Raw genomic sequence first — 20,081 nt, forward strand, 5'->3', positions numbered from 1 at the left:
TATCGATGACGCCTTATCTGATCTCCGGCCTGCTGGCCGCGCTGCTGCTGGGCGGTTGCACCCAGACAGCCGATGCGCCGGCAGACCTGCCCGCAGCCCCCGAACATTGGCGCAACGCCGCTGCCGGAAGTACGCCGGCGCCCAGTAACCAATGGTGGCGAGCTTTCGCCAGCAGCGAGCTCGACGACTTGATGGTGCGGGCCCTGCGCGACAACCAGAATCTGGCCGCCGCCATGGCGCGTCTGCGCCAGGCCGCTGCAAGCGCGCGGCGTGCAGGTGCCGAACTGTCGCCGCGCCTCGACGGCAATCTTGCCGCCGACCGCCAGGCGCGGCTCGGCGGCAATGCGCATGTCGATGGCAATGCCTACAGCGGCAATCTTGCCGCCAGTTATGAAGTCGACCTCTGGGGGCGCCTGCGCGCCAGCCGCGACCGTGCTGCTTTTGCCCGCGATGCCAGCCAGTTCGACCGCGATGCCCTGCAGGTCTCCCTGAGCGCCGCAGTGGCCTCGGCCTGGCTGGACACGGTTGGCCTGCAGGAGCGCCAGCGTATCGCTCGCCTCAACCTGGAGAACGCCGAGCGCGTGCTGGGTACCGTCGAGGCGCGGCAGAGCGCCGGTGCGGCGACGTCGCTGGAGCTGGCTCAGCAGCGTGGCGTGGTGGCGCTGCAGCGGCGCGAGCTGGCAGCCGTCACCCAGCAACGTGAAGACGGCCTGGCAACCTTGGCCGTCCTGCTTGGCGGGCGAGTGGATCAGCTTCCGGCCAGCCAGGCACGCCTGTTCGAACTGCCCGCGCCCGATATCGGCGCCGGCATTCCCAGCGAACTGCTGCTGGCCCGTCCGGATCTGGCTCGTGCCGAAGCCAACCTGGCGGCTGCCGATGCCAATCTGCAGGCCGCGCGTGCCGCACTCCTGCCGCGCCTCAGCCTGAGGGCCACGCTTGGTGGCAGTGCCGACAGCGCATCGAGGCTGTTCGCCAATCCGCTGTACTCCCTCGGCGCAGCACTGAGCGCACCGATCTTCGACGCGGGCAGCCTGCGCGCCGACCGTGATCTGGCCATGGCGCAACGTGAGGAGCTGCTGGCCGCCTATCGCGGTGCGCTGATCAACGCCTTCGCCGAGGTCGAGGTGGCCCTCAATGGCCTGAGCGGCAGCGCTGCGCAGCAGCAGGCTCAGGATGAAGTGCTGCGGCAGGCCGAGCGTGCCTTCCGCCTCGCCGAGTCCCGCTACCGTGCAGGCGCTGAAACCCTGCTTACACTGCTCGATACGCAACGCAGCCTCTACAGCGCGCAAGACGAAGCGGCGCGACTGCGCATGCTGCAGCTGCAGGCGAGCGTCAATCTGGCACGGGCGCTGGGCGGCGGCTGGCGTGAGGAGCCAGCCGAATCGTCAGGGGCTGCGCCAAGCCACGATGGTGGGCAATGAGGGACATTTCGATCTGGTGATCGCCACCTTGGGTAAGCGTAAAGGCAAGACACTGCCGAGGGATTTCGCACAGTTGCTGGAGCAGGCCTCGTTCGCCGAGCTGGTCGCCGTGTTCGATGATTGCGAGCGCGAAGCTTCTGGTGGCTGCAGCAAGAGCACGGCTACGCCCGGTCCATCATTCGTAAATCTTGCCGCAATACAGAAAGACGGCAAAACGCTTCCACGGGTTCGCTCCAGCCAAGTCCTGGCGATCACCGAACTCGCTATCTTCGGCCCATGCCAGTGCGCTCTCTAGAAAGTCTGCAAGACTGCTGTTGGCCCAGTCACTTTCTCGGCCTGCTTGCTCCAGTTCAATGGCGGCGCGTCGGTCTGCCAGCAGAGCCCTGACAAACACCAGAAAACTGGCCTGGTCATGGACCGCTTGTAAATGGGCGTACAGATTCATAGACGGCATGGACCCTCGTTTCCCAAGCGGTATTGGCCGATGAACGCTCAAGTCTCTTCGCCGTAGCGATTCCTGAGCCACGCATCGATGGCATGCTGAATGTCGGGGCATGCCCGGTTGGCCTCTTCGACGATGCTGGCACCCGTTGCCGGACAGGTCAGGCCGAATTCGACGTGCAGCCAGGCGCGCAGATTTTCTGCCGAGCCTGGATCATCGGGTGGCTGGTTCAGGTCGGCGAAGCCCAGCTCGTCGTAGCCGATGCCGAACAGGAGCAGAAAGTCCTCGAAGTTCTTCGCCAGCACCCGGTTGTTACTCGCTTCCGAATCCAGATGAACCACCGGTGCCTGCCGCGCGTCGGTGTCGCCGAGCAGCCAGAAGGCGATCAGTGAACCGTCCGGGCCGGCGCCGAAGCAGGCGAACTGGGCCGCCATGGTCGCGTCGCCATCGAACCAGGCGAGCAGGCCACCGTAGTCGTCGGGCCTGAGGCGCATGCAGCCGCTGATGGGGTAATCGGTTTCATCCAGATAGTCGCAGAGCCGGCGCAGCGCATCGGGGAGCACGACGCCTGCGGGAGCGCTGGCCTGGATACGCTGGAAGCGAGTCACGTCATGAAGTCCGTTTTGGTTTGTGACCATTTTCGGTCGTTGCAACCCTAGAGCTTCGGCTGCTGTGGAACAAGATCCTGCAGCTCCGCCCGTGGGTAGGTGCGGAATTCGTCAGCCCATTTGTCCGGAGATGGAATTATCTCGAACGCAGGTAGTTCATCGTAGACGAAATCGAATTTGAAGTTGCCGTCAGGGGTAAGTGTGAACGTAGCGGTGTACCAGGCATGCCCGTTTTCATGGAGGGCTGCCATTTTGGTACGTAGCTCGCGAAACGCATCGCTTACTTCATCTTCCGCAACGAACGACACTGTTTTTACGCCATTGAGCAGATAGTGCCCGGTCTCCGAAAAAAAACGGGTAATGGCCTGGAACGAATAGGTAGCATTTGTCCAACCGTCCTCTGGCAGCACTTCGTACACACCTTGTGCGATGGTTTGCTGCAGCTGTTGAATTTCGGGTGTCATTTCATTGACCTGTAGGGTTTATGATCGTGTGCTTGGACGTAGTGCCGCCGATGGTCTCGGTAATTCTGAATTCACTGGCCCGCAAACTTCCGTCGGTATATATGGGCTTGATTTTAACATGCACATCTTTGCCGGCCGCCAGATCGCTGGCCCAGCGCTTCTCCATCTGCCCCCACTCACCTGCGTGATAGTTGTTGATGTCCTTGTGCATGGGGGGCAGGTTGCCGATGCCTTTGAGTACGCCGCCGCTATCCAGCGGGTCGTCAACGCTGGCCCCGGCGATACGCTTGGTGCTGCTCCAGGCGCCGGAACCGAAGTCCTTGGTCTTCTCCCACAGCGAGCGCTCGTCGGGGCGAGCAGCTACTCCAGCGGTTTGTTTTAGGCCGGGTTACCACGGGCATCGAGGAACATGCCGACATAGGCCGTGATGGCGAAGATGGAGAGAACAGTCAGGAGGCTGGAGCGTGGTTTGTTCATGGCGGCGATTCTAGAACAGCCCCGTACTGTGATTAACGTTGCGACATAGGTGCGGTGAGCCGAATCAAACGCATGACGACATGTCGGGAGCTCTTACATGCTAATGAGAGTGCGTATTGCTGAACAGCTTTCAAGTGATCATCGTTGTAGCTCGTCCTGTCTTAGTGCCGGTATATGACGAAATCAATCCATTCCGCAGTGGTAATCACCTGGCTACTTAACCAAGATGACACTGCCTGTTTCTAGTCTAAGCAAAACTTTGTATCTATTGTTTTTTCTCGATGCAAATTATCAAGATTATGAGTAAGTAATGACAAGTGTTCGTATGAAACTCTCAAAATTTGATGCCACTTTCCGAGTGCTGCGATTCGTCGGGTCGATCTCGACCACATTCCATGTATCTATGTCGTAACCCACGTTGTAGCCCTGAAGGTCATCGCCTATGAGCAGAACGTTTTCGACGCCATCGCTATCCCCATAGATTTCTTCAGGTTCAACTGGCCCGCTGTAGAGCTCGAATGCGGCATCACCAATCTCTCCTGCTCCAACAGCCAGCAGGAAGTCAATGTAGTCATTGGGAATGGCTGGGTAAATGGCACGGATAGCGGCCTCATCATTTGGCGAAATTGGAATCATCCTGTCGATTAAGGAACCTTTGCCCTTCGCATTTTGATAATCCAGGTACATGCTCATGATCTGCTCTCACTTTTCGAATAGGTCTCGGGCCGGGCTGCCCGATCTATGTATTCCGCCCTGATGTTGATCTGGAAATCTGGCTGGATGCATATTCCACCATTTATTGGGTCCGCCGTAGCTGGATTCAATCAAGTGATGTGCATCGTAGGGTTGTCCGACACGTCGAATAACGGAACCGTTTTTCGAGAGTACATTCTCGCTATACCTTGGCCATTTCTGATTTGTATTTTTTTCCCACTCTGAAATCAAATCGTTTTTCACTCGATTGAAGTCAGTCCGGTGCGCCGCTGCGGCCTCCGCATCTAAGCGCTGGTACTTATTGGCTCGTAGGTCTTGCTCAAGCAATTTTCTTTGGTTTTCAGGGATCTTCCGACCGGTGCGAGCTTCGACATCTTTCATGTAGGCTCTGATTTTTTTCGCAAGCTCCGTCCAGGCTGTGCTTCGAGGCGCAATATGCACACCTTGTTGGGCTTTTTTTCCTGCGGCTCCCGCATCGACCGCTGAATCCAGCGCATGTACCCCACGCACCGCCTTGCCGGCTCTACTCGCCCCCTTCACCACCACGCTGCCGGGTATGAACATCGACAGTACAGAGCCGCCTTTTTGGGCATCGCTGGTCAGCTCGAACAGATCACCTGTGGTACCTGCGCTCATTAGCTGGCTTGCCTGACGGGCGAGCTCATTGGCCTTGGCCAGATCGCCGGCCTGATGGGCGGCAACGGCTGCCTTTTCCATGGCGTTGGCGCGTACGGCTACGGGGGGGATACCAGCCACCGCTGTGTACTTGCTGGCCATCACGCCCAGGTTCCATAGGTCGGTGGGCAGGTTGCCGATGCCCTTAAGCACGCCGACGCCAGTATCCAGCGGGTCGTCTGCACTCGCTCCTGCGATTCGCTTGGTGCTGCTCCAGGCGCCGGAACCGAAGTCCTTGGTCTTCTCCCACAGCGAGCGTTCGTCGGCTTCTGCGTCGAGCAGCGCCTGCAGTTCCGGGTTGGTCTCCTCGGCGGTTTTTTCGGCCTGGGTATCTGCGCCGCGCTGGGTGGTGACGACTTTGCCCAGCGCACCACCGACACCTGCGCCATTGCAGTTGACCAGGCAGGTGCTGTCCTGGCGCACCAGCGGGATACCGTTGACCTTGACGTCGTTGTGGCCGCTGTGGTGCTTGACGTAACCGCCGCCGAGCGAAGTACCGGCGACCCCGTGGGAACCGGCATCGCCCTAGACGCCCTTGTGCAGGTAGCCGACGTTTGACGTCGAGCGAAGACTAGGTCTGATTGCCGATGGTGGCGAAGCAGACCTGTGCCTGATTAGGAGCCTGACCGATACGAATCACTGATTCACATCCCATATCGGTGCAGGCGATTGCGGGTGAAGCGATGCTATAGAAATCAGGTGTTGTGAACTAAGTCAGCCGGATAGTGCGCATGCGTTCTGAAAGACGAATCGTCTATTCCAAATAGCTTCACTACCAGTGCGGCTTCAAAGCACCAATAACCAACGTAGCCGGTGTCTTCACCCTTATGGTTGTCGTACCACGCGGCAAGGTTCTTGTTGCCTTTGTACCAGCCGTCGAGGAATTTCTTGACCAGATTGGATTGCTCTTGCGAAGGCGCATCCAGTGCTTGCAGCAACAGCGCATATTGCTTGGGGAACACCAATTCGTTGGATACGGCACGCTGATGAGCGCCGAGTTTCACGGCGATACGATCCAGTAGCGCGTCCTGGCCTGCGTTGTTGATCAGCGCGATTACGCGCTCAAGGTGTGCTTCGTCCATACCGAGACAGACGGCCAGAGAGAGCCACCAGAAGAAATCCAGGTAGTTGTCGAAACTCAGTCGCTCATATTGGATGCGTTTTTTTTGCTCGTCCTTAGGCAGGGCGTCGCACAGCGCTTTGAGTTGCTCACGCTCAGCGAGCAGTCTGACTACATGGCCGCTAAAATCGGCAACCCGGTCGCCACGCGAATAGCTCATGACGATGACTTCAAGCGCCTTATTGCAGAGATCCGCAGCGGCGGTCACCTTGCCGTAGGGCAGCGGTATGCCTCCAGAGTCGAGACGGTTCTGCTTCTGTTGCATTCTCTCCAGGTCATACGAAATCCATTTGTCGAAGAACTCTTTGCTCTTTAGCGTATCGCGCGGCATTGATCTGCCCCTCTGTCTCAAAATCCCGGAACCTTTTCGGCGTTACCCCTGACCACATTGCCAGAACTGTCGATAAGTCTTGGCCTATCGAGGCGCTTCATGACCCAGGCATCATCCATCTGATTGGTGCCATCGGCCAATCTCTTGCTGAGCTGCGATGAGTTGTACTTCGCCTCAGTGATGAGGTATTCGGGGGGCGGGTTTGAGTTCTTGTAGACGCTATTTAGTCTACTGATAGTAGTTGTATATGCCCGAGTCTTTTTCGGTTTTCAAGTGAATAGCTGGGTCTTAAAGTCGGCGAAGGAGGGTGCAACTGGCTCCGTATGCGGAGCGAAATCATCGGATTGGTTGTGATCCCAAAGTACTACCTCAGGGCATTCAGCGTTTTTCCGAAAATCTAAGCAGAGAAAGTCACCAGAAAAAAGCGCTGCGAAAGGAATGAGCTTGCAGCCGATCTCGTCAGGATCATCGCCGAGTCGGGAGTCCAACGCTGTCATCACTACCGATATGTCGTACTCACCTATATCCTCTGAGTTAGGGTCTAGCATAACGGGTAGAAAGCGTTCAATCAGTCTGTCCGTACCCTCATGCATAAATAGATTTTTTTCGGGGATTCCACCATTGCCGTATTGGAGGAACTCAATAAAATCCTGAGGCAGTTTTACTCTGCAGTAACGCTCGAGTGAAGTGGTCGCTTCAATAGGGGGCGCTGAAATCTGGCCTACTATTTTTAATTCCATAACAAACTCCTGGTTCATCTCTTGCCTGCCGCCCACATGCCTGTAGACCGACCGCCAGAGTGAGTAATGATGTTATGCGGCCCAAACGGAACAAGTTCCATTCTACCCGGCAGCTCTGAGTGGTGCCATGTGAACCCGCTAGGGCGACCTCCGGGTATCTGGCTATCCAGCCATTTGAACTGCGCTTTGTCGCCCGTTTTCCACAAATGCTCAGGGAGGTGTTCGACCCGGCTGACCAATCCTGCTTTCTCGAAATCTGGAAACTTGGTGCCAGGTTTGAAAGGCACATCTGGTATCAAACCCTCCGCTATTGCTTGCCGCTTTATCGCTTCCTTTTGTCCTCGGGTGAGGTTCTCACCACCAGGGAAATCTTTTTCCCATGACCAGCGTTTGTTTGAGTTCACTAGCTTTGCGTATTGTTGAGCGTTTGACAATTTGGCTACATGCACACCGGTCACGGCTGCATCCGCGGCTTTTTCTGCTTCCTTGGCGGACTCCGGCAGGCGCCGCCCCAAACCACCCGCATCCGATGCTACGTCGGCCCCCCTTGTTGCATCCGCTGCAGTATCCAGTACACGTGCTGCCTTGCCCGCTCTACTCGCCCCCTTCACCACCACGCTGCCGGGTATGAACATCGACAGTACAGAGCCGCCTTTTTGGGCATCGCTGGTCAGCTCGAACAAATCCCCGGCGTAGCCCGCGTTCATCATCTTGCTGGCCTGGCTGGCCAGTTCGTTGGCCTTGGTCAGGTCGCCGGCCTGGTGGGCGGCAAGGGCGGCTTTTTCCATAGCATGTGCGCGCAGTGCGATAGGGGGGATGCCCGCCGCCGAGCTGTATTTGCTGGCCATAACGCCGAGGTTCCAGAGATCGGTAGGCAGGTTACCAATGCCCTTGAGTACACCAACGCCGGTATCCAGCGGGTCATCAACGCTCGCCCCGGCGATACGTTTGGTGCTGCTCCAGGCGCCGGAACCGAAGTCTTTGGTTTTCTCCCACAGCGAGCGCTCGTCGGCTTCTGCTTTGAGCAGTGCTTGCAGTTCCGGATTGGCCTCCTCAGCGGTTTTTTCGGCCTGGGTATCTGCGCCGCGCTGTGTAGTGACGACCTTGCCCAGCGCACCGCCGATACCTGCGCCATTGCAATTGACCAGGCAGGTGCTGTCCTGGCGCACCAGCGGGATACCGTTGACCTTGACGTCGTTCTGGCCGCTGAGAAACTTGACGTAGCCGCCGCCGAGCGAAGTACCGGCGACCACGTGGGAACCGGCATCGCCCTGAACACCCTTGTGCAGGTCGCCGACGCGATACACCGGCACGCCCTGGGCTTTCACGTCCGGTGAGGACTGGGTCTGGTTGCCGATGGTGGCGAAGCTGTCGAAGGGCACCACGGCATTGCCGACCTTGCAGAAGTCCGGTACCGAGCAGACGGCTTTCCATTCATGGCTGTCGTTGGCGGCGTGGCGGGCGTTGCCCCACAGGTCATCGCCTTCCTCGGCCGCTCGCGACTGCGCCAGTTCCCCTTCCTTGTAGGTACCATCCTCGAAACGCTGCTTGACGCGTTGCGCGGTCTCGTCGAAGGCCTGGCGGTTACCGTCCCACTCGTGGCTGTCCCGGGCGAACAACGCGTCCGCGTTGTCTATTACCTGGTTCGCTTGAGCCAGGCTGTCGATGCCATAGTCCGACCGGAACAGGTCGGTGGAGTTGACGACTATCGGATCCAGGACGGTAAAGTCGCTCATGTCCGGTCATCTCGTCCTGATGAGACGTCCAGCGTGCCGATCGCCAGCCGCCGCCAGGGCTCGCCGCGCTCGAAGGTGCCGCGCCAGATCAGCGAGACGTGCCGGGCATCCAGGTCGATGGCCACGGTGTCGAGCACCAGCGGCCCTTGTCGGGTACGGCCGTGGAACGGGGTCAGCGACACCAGCGCCAGGATTCCGGGCAGACGGAAATGCGTCAGGCCCTCAGGCAGCATGCCGAGCAGGGAGATGAATTCGTCGCCGGTCAGGTAGCCGGGCTGGATCAGCCCCGGCGGCGCAGCCTGGTAGAAGCGTTCGTCGAAGTCGTCGGGCAGCAGGGGATAGCGATCGCGCTGCCAGTGCTCGTCGTAGGTGCCGGCGTATTGCAGGCGTGCCTGGCTCCAGCGGGCGAGGGGGGCGAAGCCTTGTGGCGGCAGCGCGTCATGGGGGCTGGTGATGGGCGCATCGACATCCTCGATCTGTGGCGCCGGCAGCTCGCTTACGCCCTCCAGCCATTGGCGTATCTGCGCCTGTGCCTCGGGCGACACGGTCCTCAGGTCAGCCTCGCCGGGAAGCCAGCCGCAGCCTGCCGGATTATCCGGGTTGTACACCCGCTCCACCTGGTTCTCTTCGCCAGCCATCACGCTGTAGCACCCGCCGAAGGCATAGCGGTAGTCGAGGGGCACCTGGTTGACGGGTTCAGCGCTGCTCAGACGCCACTCCTGCCCGTGGCGTTCGAAGCGCCGCGGGCCGTGCAGTTGCAGCAGCTTGCGCCGGGTGCCGACGCGAATACCGGCGAGCCAGCCCGGTTGGGCGACGCCGCCCTCGCTACACGCGGTACCCGTGACGTAGACATCACTGGCCGGTTTGAGCAGCGTCAGGTCGCCTTCGCGGCGCAGCACGCTTTGCAGAGGGTTGGCTTCGGGATGACCATCGTACTCATCGGCATAGACGATGGGTGCCTGCACATCGGCCCGCGGCAGTGGAAGATAGCTACCGGTCAGCGCGAAGGTGCCGCGCAGCACCAGTACGTCGTAAACGACGCCGCCAGGGCCGGTCTTCTCGAACCAGGCATGGGGGAAGCCACTGCGATTATCGATCTGCACGCTGTTTCCGTTCGCTATGAATCAAGATTCGCCGGGTGTCGATTGCACGGATGGAATGATCGATACGCTGTGCAGGCACTCGGGGTTGTTCTGCTTGAATGCGAAGCGCAGTTGGCCCCAGGGGCGTGCGCTTTCCCAGACACTCGTTTCGTGCGGTGAGCGGCCACGCGGAGCCGAGACCAGAAGCAGTTCACCGTACTGCGCTTCTATGTCATGGCGGCCTATGCAGGCACCGGCCAGAAACAGGCCGATGGTGCTCTGGCGCGCCGCATGCTCCTTGTTGAGCACCGTGAACCCCGTCTGCGCGATGCGCACGTTGCCTTGCAGGACAACCTCTCCGCCAATCCAGCGGGTGCGGTGCTCATCCTGCTTGTCCAGCTGCAAGGTGCTGCCCAGCGTCTGCTCGATCTTGGCCTTGGTCAGCGGCCCTTGCTGCGCCAGTTGCTCGATGGTTTGCCAGAGCGTGAAAGAGGCTTGGTTCATCCGTTGGTTCTCGTTCGCTGTTGAACAGGCTGCCGTGCTCGCCACGAGCAGGTAGGCAAAGAGCCTGAAAAAGGGCCGCTTAATCGTCGACGTTATCGTCATACCAGCTGCCGTAGTAATCGTTGTACGTGACGAACTTGCCGTCGACCTTGACCGATGAGGTTTCGCTGCCCCACACCTGCCCGACGGCCTTGCGGGCTGCAGCGTTATCGCCGCTGCTGACGAGCTGGTCGTAGGCTGCGTTGTAGGCCGCATGGTTGGCTGCCGAACCATTGATGCTGATGTCCGGGCCGCCGTTGGCGATGATCTCTCGCTGTACCTTGATGTTGTTCAGCACCGCAGCGCCCTCGTCTTGCAGGGCACCGCTGACGTAGGTAGCCTTGGAAGAAAGGTTTTCCTCGTAGGGGTGGGTGGCATGGCCCACCTCGTGAGCCAACAGTTGGGTCACCGTGGCGGGCGAGCCACGCATGTCGCCGTCGATGACGATCCGGCTCACGTCACCTTCCTGACTCACGTACGTGCCTGCGCCTGCAGGGCCGTATTCGATATCCCAGCCTTGCTCCTGCAGCGAGCGCAGATCCTCCTGCAGCCCGGGTGACTGGGCGGCAATGCGATCCACTGCGCTGCCGAGGCCGGTGGTAACGGCGGCAGGCGTATCGGCCGCCGCGGGTGCATTGCTCCTCAAAGAGAGGCTGCCCTGTGCGTCGGCGCCCGGGCGCTTGTCATTACCCAGGGCGCTCGATGCGGCCTGCGAACCGAGGTCGCGCAGAACGCCAGTGACCGCTGCGAGTGCACCGACCTGCGAGCCGGGCTCCGCCTTGCCGCTGTGTTCTGGCGCTGGCTGTGCGGTACCCGAGTTGAGCAGGATATCGGAGGGGGCATCGGCGTGCAGATACTCCTGCGCCTTGAAGTGGATGTCCTTGGCACTGAGGTAGATGGCATCCGGCGTCAGGGTCAGTTGCGAGCTGCCGACCTTGAACTCGATCTTGTCGCCGGCCGAGACGGCCCAGGTCTTGCCGACGAAATCGGTGCGGTTCATGCCTACTGCCGAGAACATCGCCATGCCGATGTTGCGGTTGTAGCCCAGACCGACGTTGGTCATCTTGGCCATGCCGATGCTCTCGACCTTGAAGCGGCCGATGTTGACTGTCTTGTTGTGGCCAATGCTGTAGCGCTCGTTGCGGGCGATCTTCTTGGTGCGGTTGGCGCCGACATCGACGGTCTCGTTGCGGCCGATGGACTTGCTGCGGTCGCGGCCGATGGCGTGGGTCTCATCCAGCTCGACGACGATGTCCTGATTGCGTTCGGCATGGATGTACAGTTGCTCTTCGCCCTTCTTGTCCTCCATGCGGATTTCATTGAACTGAGCAGGCGTGCCACCCTTGCTGGAGCGGCTCTTGACACCGCTCTGCGTGGCGTTGGCAGGCAGGTCGTAAGGCACGGTCTGTTCGGCGTTGTAGACGCGGCCGGTGATGATGGGCCGATCGGGGTCGCCCTCGAGGAAGCTGACGATGACTTCCTGACCGATACGCGGAATCTGGATCGAACCCCAGTTCTTGCCGGCCCAGTTCTGCGATACGCGGATCCAGCAGGAGCTGTTCTCGTTGGACTGGTCGTGACGATCCCAGTAGAAGTGCACCTTCACCCGGCCGAACTGATCGGTCCAGATTTCCTCCCCTTGTGGGCCTACCACCATGGCCGTCTGCGGCCCCTGCACGATCGGCTGGACGGTCAGTGGCAGCGGGCGAAAAACCTGGCTGGCATCGATGCAGTCGAGGCGGCTGTCGAACTGCAGCGGTTCGTCGCTGGTATTGTTCTCGAAGGCTTCCTGAACGATCTGGTAGTCGGCACTGACCGTCAGGTATTCGCGGTTCTGATCGGCGCGTGGGTAGCCGGTCATGCTGAACAGATGACCGGCTCCGATCCCGCGCGCGTTGCTGCGCAACTGCACGCGCTCGTACTGGGTATGGATGGCCTCGATACGATTGCGCGCGTATTGCTCGCCGTCCTTGCTCTGTACGTATTCACCGGGATAGTCGAACAGCGGGTGCCCGGCGTTGCTGTGCGGGCGCGAGACGATCGAGCGCACTTCCAGACGCGCGCTGGGGCGTTGAAAGTCGTAGTCGTTGAGTTCCAGCGAACCTGGCTGCACTTCATGGTTGAGGTGCCAGTCGTAGATGTGGTCGCGCTCGCGCATCTGATCTTCCAGCGGGAAGTAGGGCACGCTGGCGTAGCCGGGAGCGGCTCGGTGTGCGCCATAGGCGTCGCACAGCACCAGCACGTGGCGGGCCTGCTCGTGGCGGAAGTAGTAGTAGATGCCTTCCTGCTCGAGCAGCCGGCTGACGAAATCGAGGCTGGTTTCGCGGTATTGCACGCAGTATTCCCACTCCCGGTAGGAGCGGGTGAGGGCGTCTTCGAAATCGGAGAAACCCAGGTCGCGAAATACCTGCTTGACGATATCGGGCACCGTCTTGTTCTGGAATATCCGGCAGTCGGAGGTTCGCGACAGCAGCCATAACCAGGGCTTGAGGCTGACCCGGTAGCTGGCGAACTGACCGCTGCCAGCCGCCTGGCTGCAGCGCGCAGCGATGCCGTGGAAGTAGCGGTCGCTACCGTCTGCCAGTTGCAGGGTCAGCCCCATCGGCTTGCCCAGCAGGGCATCGAGTGGCAGCGCATGATCTTCGGAGATCAGCGCCAGCTCATAGGCGAAGGGGCGGCTGAGTTCGTCCCGGCCCTCCATTCGTCGCAGCACCAGCACGTCACCACCCAACGGGGTGGTGACGATTGCCATGCGTGCATCCTGAGTGATTGCCATCTAGCGTCCTCTAGCGCGGCGAGCGCCGCTGATGCTCACTGCGTTCGTTCGAAGTTGTAATGCAGCTCGTTGTTCTGCTGCGTTACCTGCACCCCACTCAGCGGTTTGCCCTCGAGCAGGCGGGTCAGGAACTCGCGGCTCATGTCCGGCAGCATGCTGTTGGTCAGGATGGCGTCGATCTGCCGGCCGCCACTCTCGTTCTCGGTGCAGCGCGAGACCACCAGATCGATCACGCTGTCGTCGTAATCGAACGGCACCTTGTGGGTGCTTTCGATGCGCTTCTTGATGCGCTCGAGTTGCAGGCGAGTGATCGCCTTGAGCATGTCATCGGAGAGCGGGTAGTAGGGGATGGTCACCAGGCGGCCGAGCAGCGCTGGCGGGAAGATCTGCAACAGGGGGGCGCGCAGTGCCTTGGCGATGCCTTCGGGGTCGGGCATCAGCTCCGGGTCGCTGCACAGCCCGGCGATCATCTCGGTACCGGCGTTGGTGGTGAGCAGGATCAGGGTGTTCTTGAAGTCGATCTGACGGCCTTCGCCATCTTCCATCACGCCCTTGTCGAACACCTGGAAGAAGATCTCGTGCACGTCCGGGTGAGCTTTCTCCACCTCGTCGAGCAGCACCACGCTATAGGGCTTGCGACGCACCGCTTCGGTCAGCACGCCGCCCTCGCCGTAGCCGATGTAGCCCGGTGGCGCCCCCTTGAGGGTGGAAACCGTGTGCGCTTCCTGGAACTCGCTCATGTTGATGGTGATGACGTTCTGCTCGCCGCCGTAGAGGGCTTCGGCCAGGGCCAGGGCGGTTTCGGTCTTGCCCACGCCGGAGGTGCCCGCGAGCATGAACACGCCGATCGGCTTGTTGGGGTTGTCCAGGCCGGCACGGGAGGTCTGGATACGCTTGGCGATCATCTCCAGGGCGTGGTCCTGGCCGATGATGCGCTTCTTCAGGTGCTGGTCGAGCTTGAGGATGGTTTCCAGCTCGTTGCGTGCCATGCGCCCGACCGGAATGCCCGTCCAGTCGGCGACCACCGAGGCGACCGCCTGGTAATCCACGGTCGGCAGAATCAGCGGCGTTTCACCCTGCAGGGTACTGAGACGTTGCTGCAGGTCAGTGAGAGTGTCGCGCAGCGCGCTGCGTTCCTCGTCGCTCAGAGCCGGTTGTTCGGCGCCTGCTTCACGGCTGGTGTCGTCCACCGGCTCGGCGGCGGCGCGCAAGCGGGCACGGGTGGCCAGCAATTCGTCCACCAGGGCCTTCTCGTCGGCCCAACGGGTTTCCAGGGTGACCAGGCGCAGGCGTTCTTCGGCCAGCGCCGTGTCGACGTCCAGCAGGCGGCTGCCGATGGTGACGCCAATGGCCTGTTCACGGCCGATGATCGCGCGCTCGGTCTCCAGGGACTCGATGCGCCGACGGCTGTCGTCCACTTCGGCGGGCACGGCGTGCAGGCTGATGGCTACGCGGGCGCAGGCGGTGTCGAGCAGGCTGACCGACTTGTCCGGCAACTGACGGGCCGGAATGTAGCGGTGCGACAGCTTGACGGCAGCCTCCAGGGCTTCGTCGAGGATCTGCACCTGATGGTGTTTTTCCATGGTCGAGGCAACGCCGCGCATCATCAGGATCGCACGGTGCTCGGAAGGTTCGTCCACCTGCACGACCTGGAAGCGGCGGGTCAGCGCAGGGTCCTTCTCGATGTGTTTCTTGTATTCCGCCCAGGTGGTGGCGGCCACGGTACGCAGGGTGCCGCGGGCCAGCGCGGGCTTGAGCAGGTTGGCGGCATCGCCGGTACCGGCGGCGCCACCGGCGCCGACCAGGGTGTGGGCTTCGTCGATGAACAGGATGATCGGCTTGGGTGAGCTCTGAACGTCCTCGATGACCTGCCGCAGGCGCTGTTCGAACTCGCCCTTCATGCTTGCGCCCGCCTGCAGCAGGCCGACGTCCAGGCTACGCAGCTCGACGTCCTTGAGGCTTGGCGGTACGTCGCCGGCGACGATACGCAAGGCGAAACCTTCGACCACCGCGGTCTTGCCGACCCCGGCCTCGCCAGTGAGGATCGGGTTGTTCTGACGGCGACGCATGAGGATGTCGACCAGCTGGCGAATCTCGTCGTCGCGCCCGACGATGGGGTCGAGCTTGCCGCTGCGCGCCTGTTCGGTGAGGTCGACGGTGAAGCGCTTGAGCGCCTCCTGCTTGCCCATTGCGCTTGGCGCGATGGCACCACTGGCTTCACCCGGCACCGCACCGGCATCGAAACCGTCGGTGGCGCTCAGGGCATTCTCCGGCGAGGCACCGACGATCTCGTCGAAGCGTTCGGTGAGGGTCTCGATCTTGACCTTGTCGAACTCGCGAGAGATGGCCAGCAAGGCATTGCGCAGGCTCGGTGTCTTGAGAATGCCGACCACCAGATAGCCGGTGCGTACCTGGTTTTCACCGAACATCAGGCTGCCGTAGACCCAGCCGCGCTCGACCGCTTCCTCGACGTGGGAGGACAGGTCGGTGATCGATGTGGAGCCGCGCGGCAAGCGATCCAGGGCTTCGGTGATGTCCTTGGCCAGGCGGCCCGGCTCGATGCTGAACTGACGCACGATCTGGTGCAGGTCGGAGTCCTGCAACTGCAGGATCTGATGCAGCCAGTGGGTCAGCTCGACGTAGGGATTGCCACGCAGCTTGCAAAATACGGTGGCGGCTTCGATGGCCTTGTAGGCGACGCTGTTCAACTTGCCGAATAGCGCGGCGCGACTGATTTCACCCATTTTTCTGTCCTCTAATTCGGGGTATGGAGCGGCTGGCTGACGACATGCTGTCGTGCCAGCAGCAGATCCTTTGCATCCTGGTCGGGCGTGCCGAGCCAGGTATCGAAGCCGAGTCGGTAATCGCCGGCCAGGTTGGCCTGCGGTACTTCCTCCTGTTTGAGCACCAGATTGGTGTCCCAGTCCAGTTCTTCACCGACGTATTCGGCCACCCAGGCCGCCAGCTCGGCGAGCAGGGGCTGATCCGGCAGGAAACGTCGGTACTGCGCCAGGCTCAACGGGCCCATGCGCAAGCGAAACTTGTGTTGCCGATCCCACACGTGGGTACCCAGGCAGAGGTCCACGCCGAGGGTGCAGGTCGAGGCGCCCAGGCGGCTGTATTCGGGGAGTTGCAACCATTGGCCGACATATTCCTCGAGAGCCACCGGCACGCCGAAGTACTCGCTGAGGATCGCCTGCAGGCCGTCCGGATAGCGGGTCTGCGCGGCCAGGTGGCCGGTGAAGTAATAGCGTGCGGCGTCGTCGATCGGGCCCTGGCCCATGAGGCTGTGCATGCCTCGGCCCGACAGCGCGCCGAGACGTGGTGACCAGTAGTCATCGCCTGCACGATCCTGACTGACGGTGGGCCGTGCCTCGGCCCAGGCGCGGTAGAACAGGGTCAGCAGGCGATGATTGAACACGTCGAGAAAGCGCTTGAACGTGGCGTCGCCGTGGTGCCGCTGGCGCTCGCGGGCGTGTTCGGTCAGGTGCAGCGGCAGCGGGCCGTTGGGCCCGGTGAGACCGAAGAAGAACTGCTCGATGCGCGGTGTGCCGGTGCTGTCGTGGATGACGCTGGCCAGGGTCGAGGGCGCGAAACCGCAGTCCGGCTTCTGGCCGAGACGCAGCGGGTCGTCGACCAGGCGCACGGAATGGCCGAGGCGCGGGCGTTCGGGGTATTCGCACTCGATGCGCCGCATGGCCTGGAAGAAGTCATAGTTCCAGGGCGCATCGGCCATCGCCGCCAGCGTGTTTACAGGGTCGGCCGACATCCGGGCTTGGCCCTCCATCGCATCACTTCGCCCCGCTCGGTGGTGCGCAGCACCGTTTCGGTGAAGCTGTTGATCGATACGTAACGTGTCAGGAAGCGCTCCAGCACCGAGCCGAGCAGGAACACCCCGGTACCGCGGAAGGCGTTCTCGTCGAACTCCAGGCCGATCTCCAGGCCGCGGCCGAAGACGATCGGCCCGGGCATCGGCAGGCGTCGCGTGCAGGCCTTGCTGCTGACCTGACGCAGGCCGTCGATCTGCAACTGCAGGGCGTTGTCGCCAGCGTCGCCGTACAGGCGCATCAGCTCGCGCAGGGCGGCGGCGCCCTGGCCCTGTTCGCTGAGCGACAGGTAGTTGAGCGACAGCTGGCTGATCAGGCGCCAGGCGCTGGCATCATGGGCGCGACTGGCGCGCGGTCGGCTGGGGCCGGCCAGGCAGCGCACCGCGACCACCGGCGCACTGTCCTCCAGGGTGAAATCGCTGCGCGTCCCGCCGATCGGCATCGACAGCGGCAGGTCGCGATTGGTGCACAGTGCGGCGATGCCCAGTTGGCGCAGATCGTGACGATAGGGTGCCTGGTTGGCGTCGACCAGGGAGATGAAGGTCTCACTGCCGATGTAGGTGGAGCGCGGGCCGTTGCGACGCTGTTTGCTCGACAGCACGCGAGGCTCGCGGCGCAGGCTGTACCAGGCCTGTTCGCGACCATAGCGCGAAGGGTCGCGCACGGCATAGAACGGCTGGAACGGTTGCTCCGGGCCGCTGCCATGGCCGCTGACTTCGGTGATCGAATGGATCTCGAAGTCTTGTGGGCGCGTGCGGTCGGCGATGATCTGATGTTCGTGGACACGGTCGCTGAGGTGAATGCGGTCGGCGCGCCGGGCGAACAGGTTGATCGCCGGAGTGCAGAACAGGCGGAACTGCTCGGCGCCGATGCTGTTTTCCAGGCTGTTGTCGAGGCGATTGAACAGCACCACGATCTCCAGCTCCTGGCTGGCGTTGCGCTGCACGGCGCGTTTGAGCCCGGTCAGTTCGACGAACAGGAAACGGTTCGGCAGGGCGAAGTATTCCTGCAGCAGGCGATAGCCCTGGAACGCTCGGGGCACCACCGGCAGTGCCGCGTCCTGGTCGTCGAAACCCCGTGGACGCAGGCTGTCGGGGGGCAGACGCTCGACCCACGAACCATCCACCGCCCGCACGAACAGGGCACAGGCATTGCCGAGCAATTGTTCGTAAAGACGGAAGGGTTGCTCGTCGGCGCCGTGCAGGAAGAACGTCAGGGTATCCAGATCCAGGGCATTGAAGGGCAGGCCGGCGCCAGTGCGCAGGCGCAGTTTCAAACCGGCCTTGGCACCGGGCTCGCTGGCGGCGAGGCGGCCGAGCTGCGTCGTCGGGTTGCCGAAATAGCTGGCCTGGGTCACTTCCAGCGGCCATAGCGTGACTGGCTGGCAGGTGCGGTATTCGCAGGCGGTCTGGGCTTCGCTGCCGAGCAGGCCACGTAGCGATGCGCCGCGTTCGAGGGTGAAGCCGCTACTCAGAGAGCCTTCGTTGGGATCGGCGCACAGTTGCACCACGGTCATCGACGGGGTCGGCGCCAGGTAGTGCGGGTAGGCGATCTCCAGCAGGTTGTGGGTGAAGGTCGGGTACTCGGCATCGAGCTTGAGCTGGACTCGTGCGGTCAGGTAGGCGAAGCCCTCGAGCAGTCGCTCCACGTAAGGATCGGCGCACTCCACGCCGGACAGCGTCAGGCGGCTGGCGATCTTCGGGAATTCGCCGGCGAACTCTTCGGCGCTCTCGCGGATATGTTGCAGTTCCTGGTTGTAGTAGCCGAGCAGGCGCGGGTTCATCGTCGTCTCCGTGATGCGTCGGCGGGTAATACCTGAACGTGGCCGGTTTCCAGGTCCAGCTCGGTGGTCAGCAGCAGGCGTAGCGGCATGGGATGTGCCCAGAGGTCGCCTTCGATCTCGAAACTCAGGGAGTTGTGGCTCATCTCCTCGGCCTCCTGGCGGGCGCGCACGCGCAGCGAGGCGCGCACGATGCGTGGTTCGAAGTCGGCGATGGCCTTGGTCAGCAGGCGTTCCACCGCCTGGATATCGATACTCGAGGCGCTGTGCCCCGCCAGCGGCGGCAGGCCGAAATTGACCACCGAGCTGCCAGCCCGGGTCAGCGCCTCGTCATCGCTGGTCAGCGGTGCGACGGTGTTGAACAACCAGGCAAGGTCGCGCAGCACCGAAGCGCGCAACTGGTTGAGCGTCAGCACGCGCTTGTCGACGCTTTCCACCGGGTTGCCCGGATCGTCGTCGAGCAGGCGATCGAGCAGCGCAGGTTGCAGGCGCTCCTGACGTTTCAGGTCGGCCATGCCGCTGCATTCCCGTGCTCGAAACTCAGTGTGCGGACATCGAACAGCGCCTGTTCACCCTGATCGAAGGCGAACAGCCGCTGGCCCAGTGGCAGGCCGTTGTCCTGCCATTCGGTCTTGCGCGCCATACGCACCGCGCCGTCGGTACTGGTGTGGCTACCGGGATAACGGCTGGGAATCAGCGCCACGGTGCTGCCGCCATTGGTCAGGGTCACCTGAGCCGGCAACCAGACCAGGTCACGCAGGTCGCTGGGCGCTTCCAGGCTCAGGCTGGCGATGTTTTCCATGGGCAGCCAGACGTAGCGGCCATTGACGATCAGCTCGAGTACCGGGCCCAGGCGCGGGTCGGCATCGGCCAGCCAGGCGAAGGGGGCATCATCGAGCTGGCCCGGTACCGCTGACGCGGCTTCGAAGGCCTGGTCGCGCAGGCTCTGGGCGGCATCGGCGTTGCCCTGGGCATCCTGCTCCAGTGCCAGGATCAGCGGTGCCACCCACTCGGCGGGTTGGCCGAGGACTACCGGCGAGGTACGCCCGGCGAACACGTTCTCACGCAGTGCTTCGCAGTTCAGCGCGGTGCTGTAGGTCTGCACCATGGGCAGGCAGGCGGCATCGAGGTCGCCGGCAACCTTAAGCTGGTTCTGGGCGCGACTCCACTGGCCCATCACGGCCAGCAGCTGGAACAGGAAGACCCGCAGCTCCGCCTTGGCGGGTTGCGCCCGCACCTGATCCTGCAGCGCCTTCAGTGCCTCGTCGAGCCTTGCGTTACGCAGGTGTTCTTCGGCAGTCATCGTCGTTCCCTGTACTGGCGCGGCCATCGCTGCAGGGCGATG

Annotated in this window: 17 protein-coding genes and 1 pseudogene; 1 reads left to right on the forward strand and 17 read right to left on the reverse strand. The window is 61.9% G+C overall.

Annotation, left to right across the window (positions count from 1 at the left end):
* Positions 1 to 5 precede the first annotated feature (5 nt).
* Positions 6 to 1,421, forward strand: coding sequence for an efflux transporter outer membrane subunit (locus tag ACT9T4_RS02025; protein ID WP_042553525.1), 1,416 nt, complete (start codon positions 6 to 8; stop codon positions 1,419 to 1,421).
* A 175-nt stretch (positions 1,422 to 1,596) separates the two neighbouring features.
* On the opposite strand, the gene ACT9T4_RS02030 is transcribed toward ACT9T4_RS02025, so the two are convergent.
* The 17 genes and pseudogenes from ACT9T4_RS02030 to ACT9T4_RS02110 form a co-directional block, all read right to left on the reverse strand.
* Complete coding sequence (locus tag ACT9T4_RS02030; RefSeq protein WP_231570145.1) at positions 1,597 to 1,875, reverse strand: DUF7660 family protein; 279 nt, start codon at positions 1,873 to 1,875, stop codon at positions 1,597 to 1,599.
* Positions 1,876 to 1,913: 38 nt separating this feature from the next.
* The gene (locus tag ACT9T4_RS02035; RefSeq protein WP_499115286.1) at positions 1,914 to 2,471 is read right to left on the reverse strand and encodes a hypothetical protein; all 558 of its coding nucleotides are present in this window, start codon (positions 2,469 to 2,471) and stop codon (positions 1,914 to 1,916) included.
* Positions 2,472 to 2,518: 47 nt separating this feature from the next.
* A complete protein-coding gene (locus ACT9T4_RS02040) occupies positions 2,519 to 2,935 on the reverse strand; it encodes an immunity protein YezG family protein (protein ID WP_179539606.1) in 417 nt (138 codons plus the stop codon).
* A gap of 1 nt (position 2,936) precedes the next feature.
* Complete coding sequence (locus tag ACT9T4_RS02045) at positions 2,937 to 3,272, reverse strand: DNA/RNA non-specific endonuclease (protein WP_306456127.1); 336 nt, start codon at positions 3,270 to 3,272, stop codon at positions 2,937 to 2,939.
* A 437-nt stretch (positions 3,273 to 3,709) separates the two neighbouring features.
* A complete protein-coding gene (locus ACT9T4_RS02050; protein ID WP_179539608.1) occupies positions 3,710 to 4,105 on the reverse strand; it encodes an SMI1/KNR4 family protein in 396 nt (131 codons plus the stop codon).
* 9 nt (positions 4,106 to 4,114) lie between these two features.
* A complete protein-coding gene (locus ACT9T4_RS02055) occupies positions 4,115 to 5,224 on the reverse strand; it encodes a hypothetical protein (protein WP_499115287.1) in 1,110 nt (369 codons plus the stop codon).
* A gap of 272 nt (positions 5,225 to 5,496) precedes the next feature.
* Positions 5,497 to 6,252 (reverse strand): PoNi-like cognate immunity protein, encoded by a 756-nt coding sequence (locus ACT9T4_RS02060; RefSeq protein ID WP_179539610.1) that lies wholly within the window; start codon positions 6,250 to 6,252, stop codon positions 5,497 to 5,499.
* A gap of 269 nt (positions 6,253 to 6,521) precedes the next feature.
* Entirely contained in the window at positions 6,522 to 6,992 is a 471-nt protein-coding gene (locus tag ACT9T4_RS02065; RefSeq protein WP_179539611.1) for an SMI1/KNR4 family protein, read from the reverse strand.
* Positions 6,993 to 7,006: 14 nt separating this feature from the next.
* Complete coding sequence (locus ACT9T4_RS02070) at positions 7,007 to 8,728, reverse strand: HNH endonuclease (protein WP_499115289.1); 1,722 nt, start codon at positions 8,726 to 8,728, stop codon at positions 7,007 to 7,009.
* Positions 8,725 to 9,831: a DUF2169 family type VI secretion system accessory protein gene (locus ACT9T4_RS02075; RefSeq protein WP_499115291.1), complete on the reverse strand. Its 1,107-nt coding sequence runs from the start codon at positions 9,829 to 9,831 to the stop codon at positions 8,725 to 8,727. The genes ACT9T4_RS02070 and ACT9T4_RS02075 overlap by 4 nt, the downstream gene beginning before the upstream one ends.
* A gap of 21 nt (positions 9,832 to 9,852) precedes the next feature.
* Entirely contained in the window at positions 9,853 to 10,314 is a 462-nt protein-coding gene (locus ACT9T4_RS02080; RefSeq protein ID WP_179539614.1) for a hypothetical protein, read from the reverse strand.
* A 1,135-nt stretch (positions 10,315 to 11,449) separates the two neighbouring features.
* Positions 11,450 to 13,129: pseudogene (locus tag ACT9T4_RS02085) on the reverse strand (type VI secretion system Vgr family protein); the annotation flags it as partial.
* 35 nt (positions 13,130 to 13,164) lie between these two features.
* On the reverse strand, positions 13,165 to 15,873 hold the full coding sequence (gene tssH / locus ACT9T4_RS02090) for a type VI secretion system ATPase TssH (RefSeq protein WP_499115292.1): 2,709 nt from the start codon (positions 15,871 to 15,873) through the stop codon (positions 13,165 to 13,167).
* 11 nt (positions 15,874 to 15,884) lie between these two features.
* Entirely contained in the window at positions 15,885 to 16,916 is a 1,032-nt protein-coding gene (gene tssG / locus ACT9T4_RS02095; RefSeq protein ID WP_499115294.1) for a type VI secretion system baseplate subunit TssG, read from the reverse strand.
* Positions 16,880 to 18,739: a type VI secretion system baseplate subunit TssF gene (gene tssF / locus ACT9T4_RS02100; protein ID WP_042553517.1), complete on the reverse strand. Its 1,860-nt coding sequence runs from the start codon at positions 18,737 to 18,739 to the stop codon at positions 16,880 to 16,882. Before tssF ends, tssG begins: the two co-directional genes overlap by 37 nt.
* Positions 18,736 to 19,251: a type VI secretion system baseplate subunit TssE gene (gene tssE / locus ACT9T4_RS02105; protein ID WP_042553516.1), complete on the reverse strand. Its 516-nt coding sequence runs from the start codon at positions 19,249 to 19,251 to the stop codon at positions 18,736 to 18,738. Before tssE ends, tssF begins: the two co-directional genes overlap by 4 nt.
* On the reverse strand, positions 19,239 to 20,039 hold the full coding sequence (locus ACT9T4_RS02110; protein WP_042553515.1) for a type VI secretion system accessory protein TagJ: 801 nt from the start codon (positions 20,037 to 20,039) through the stop codon (positions 19,239 to 19,241). Before ACT9T4_RS02110 ends, tssE begins: the two co-directional genes overlap by 13 nt.
* Between the last annotated feature and the right edge of the window lie 42 nt (positions 20,040 to 20,081).

Source organism: Pseudomonas sp. SZ40 (assembly GCF_052958135.1).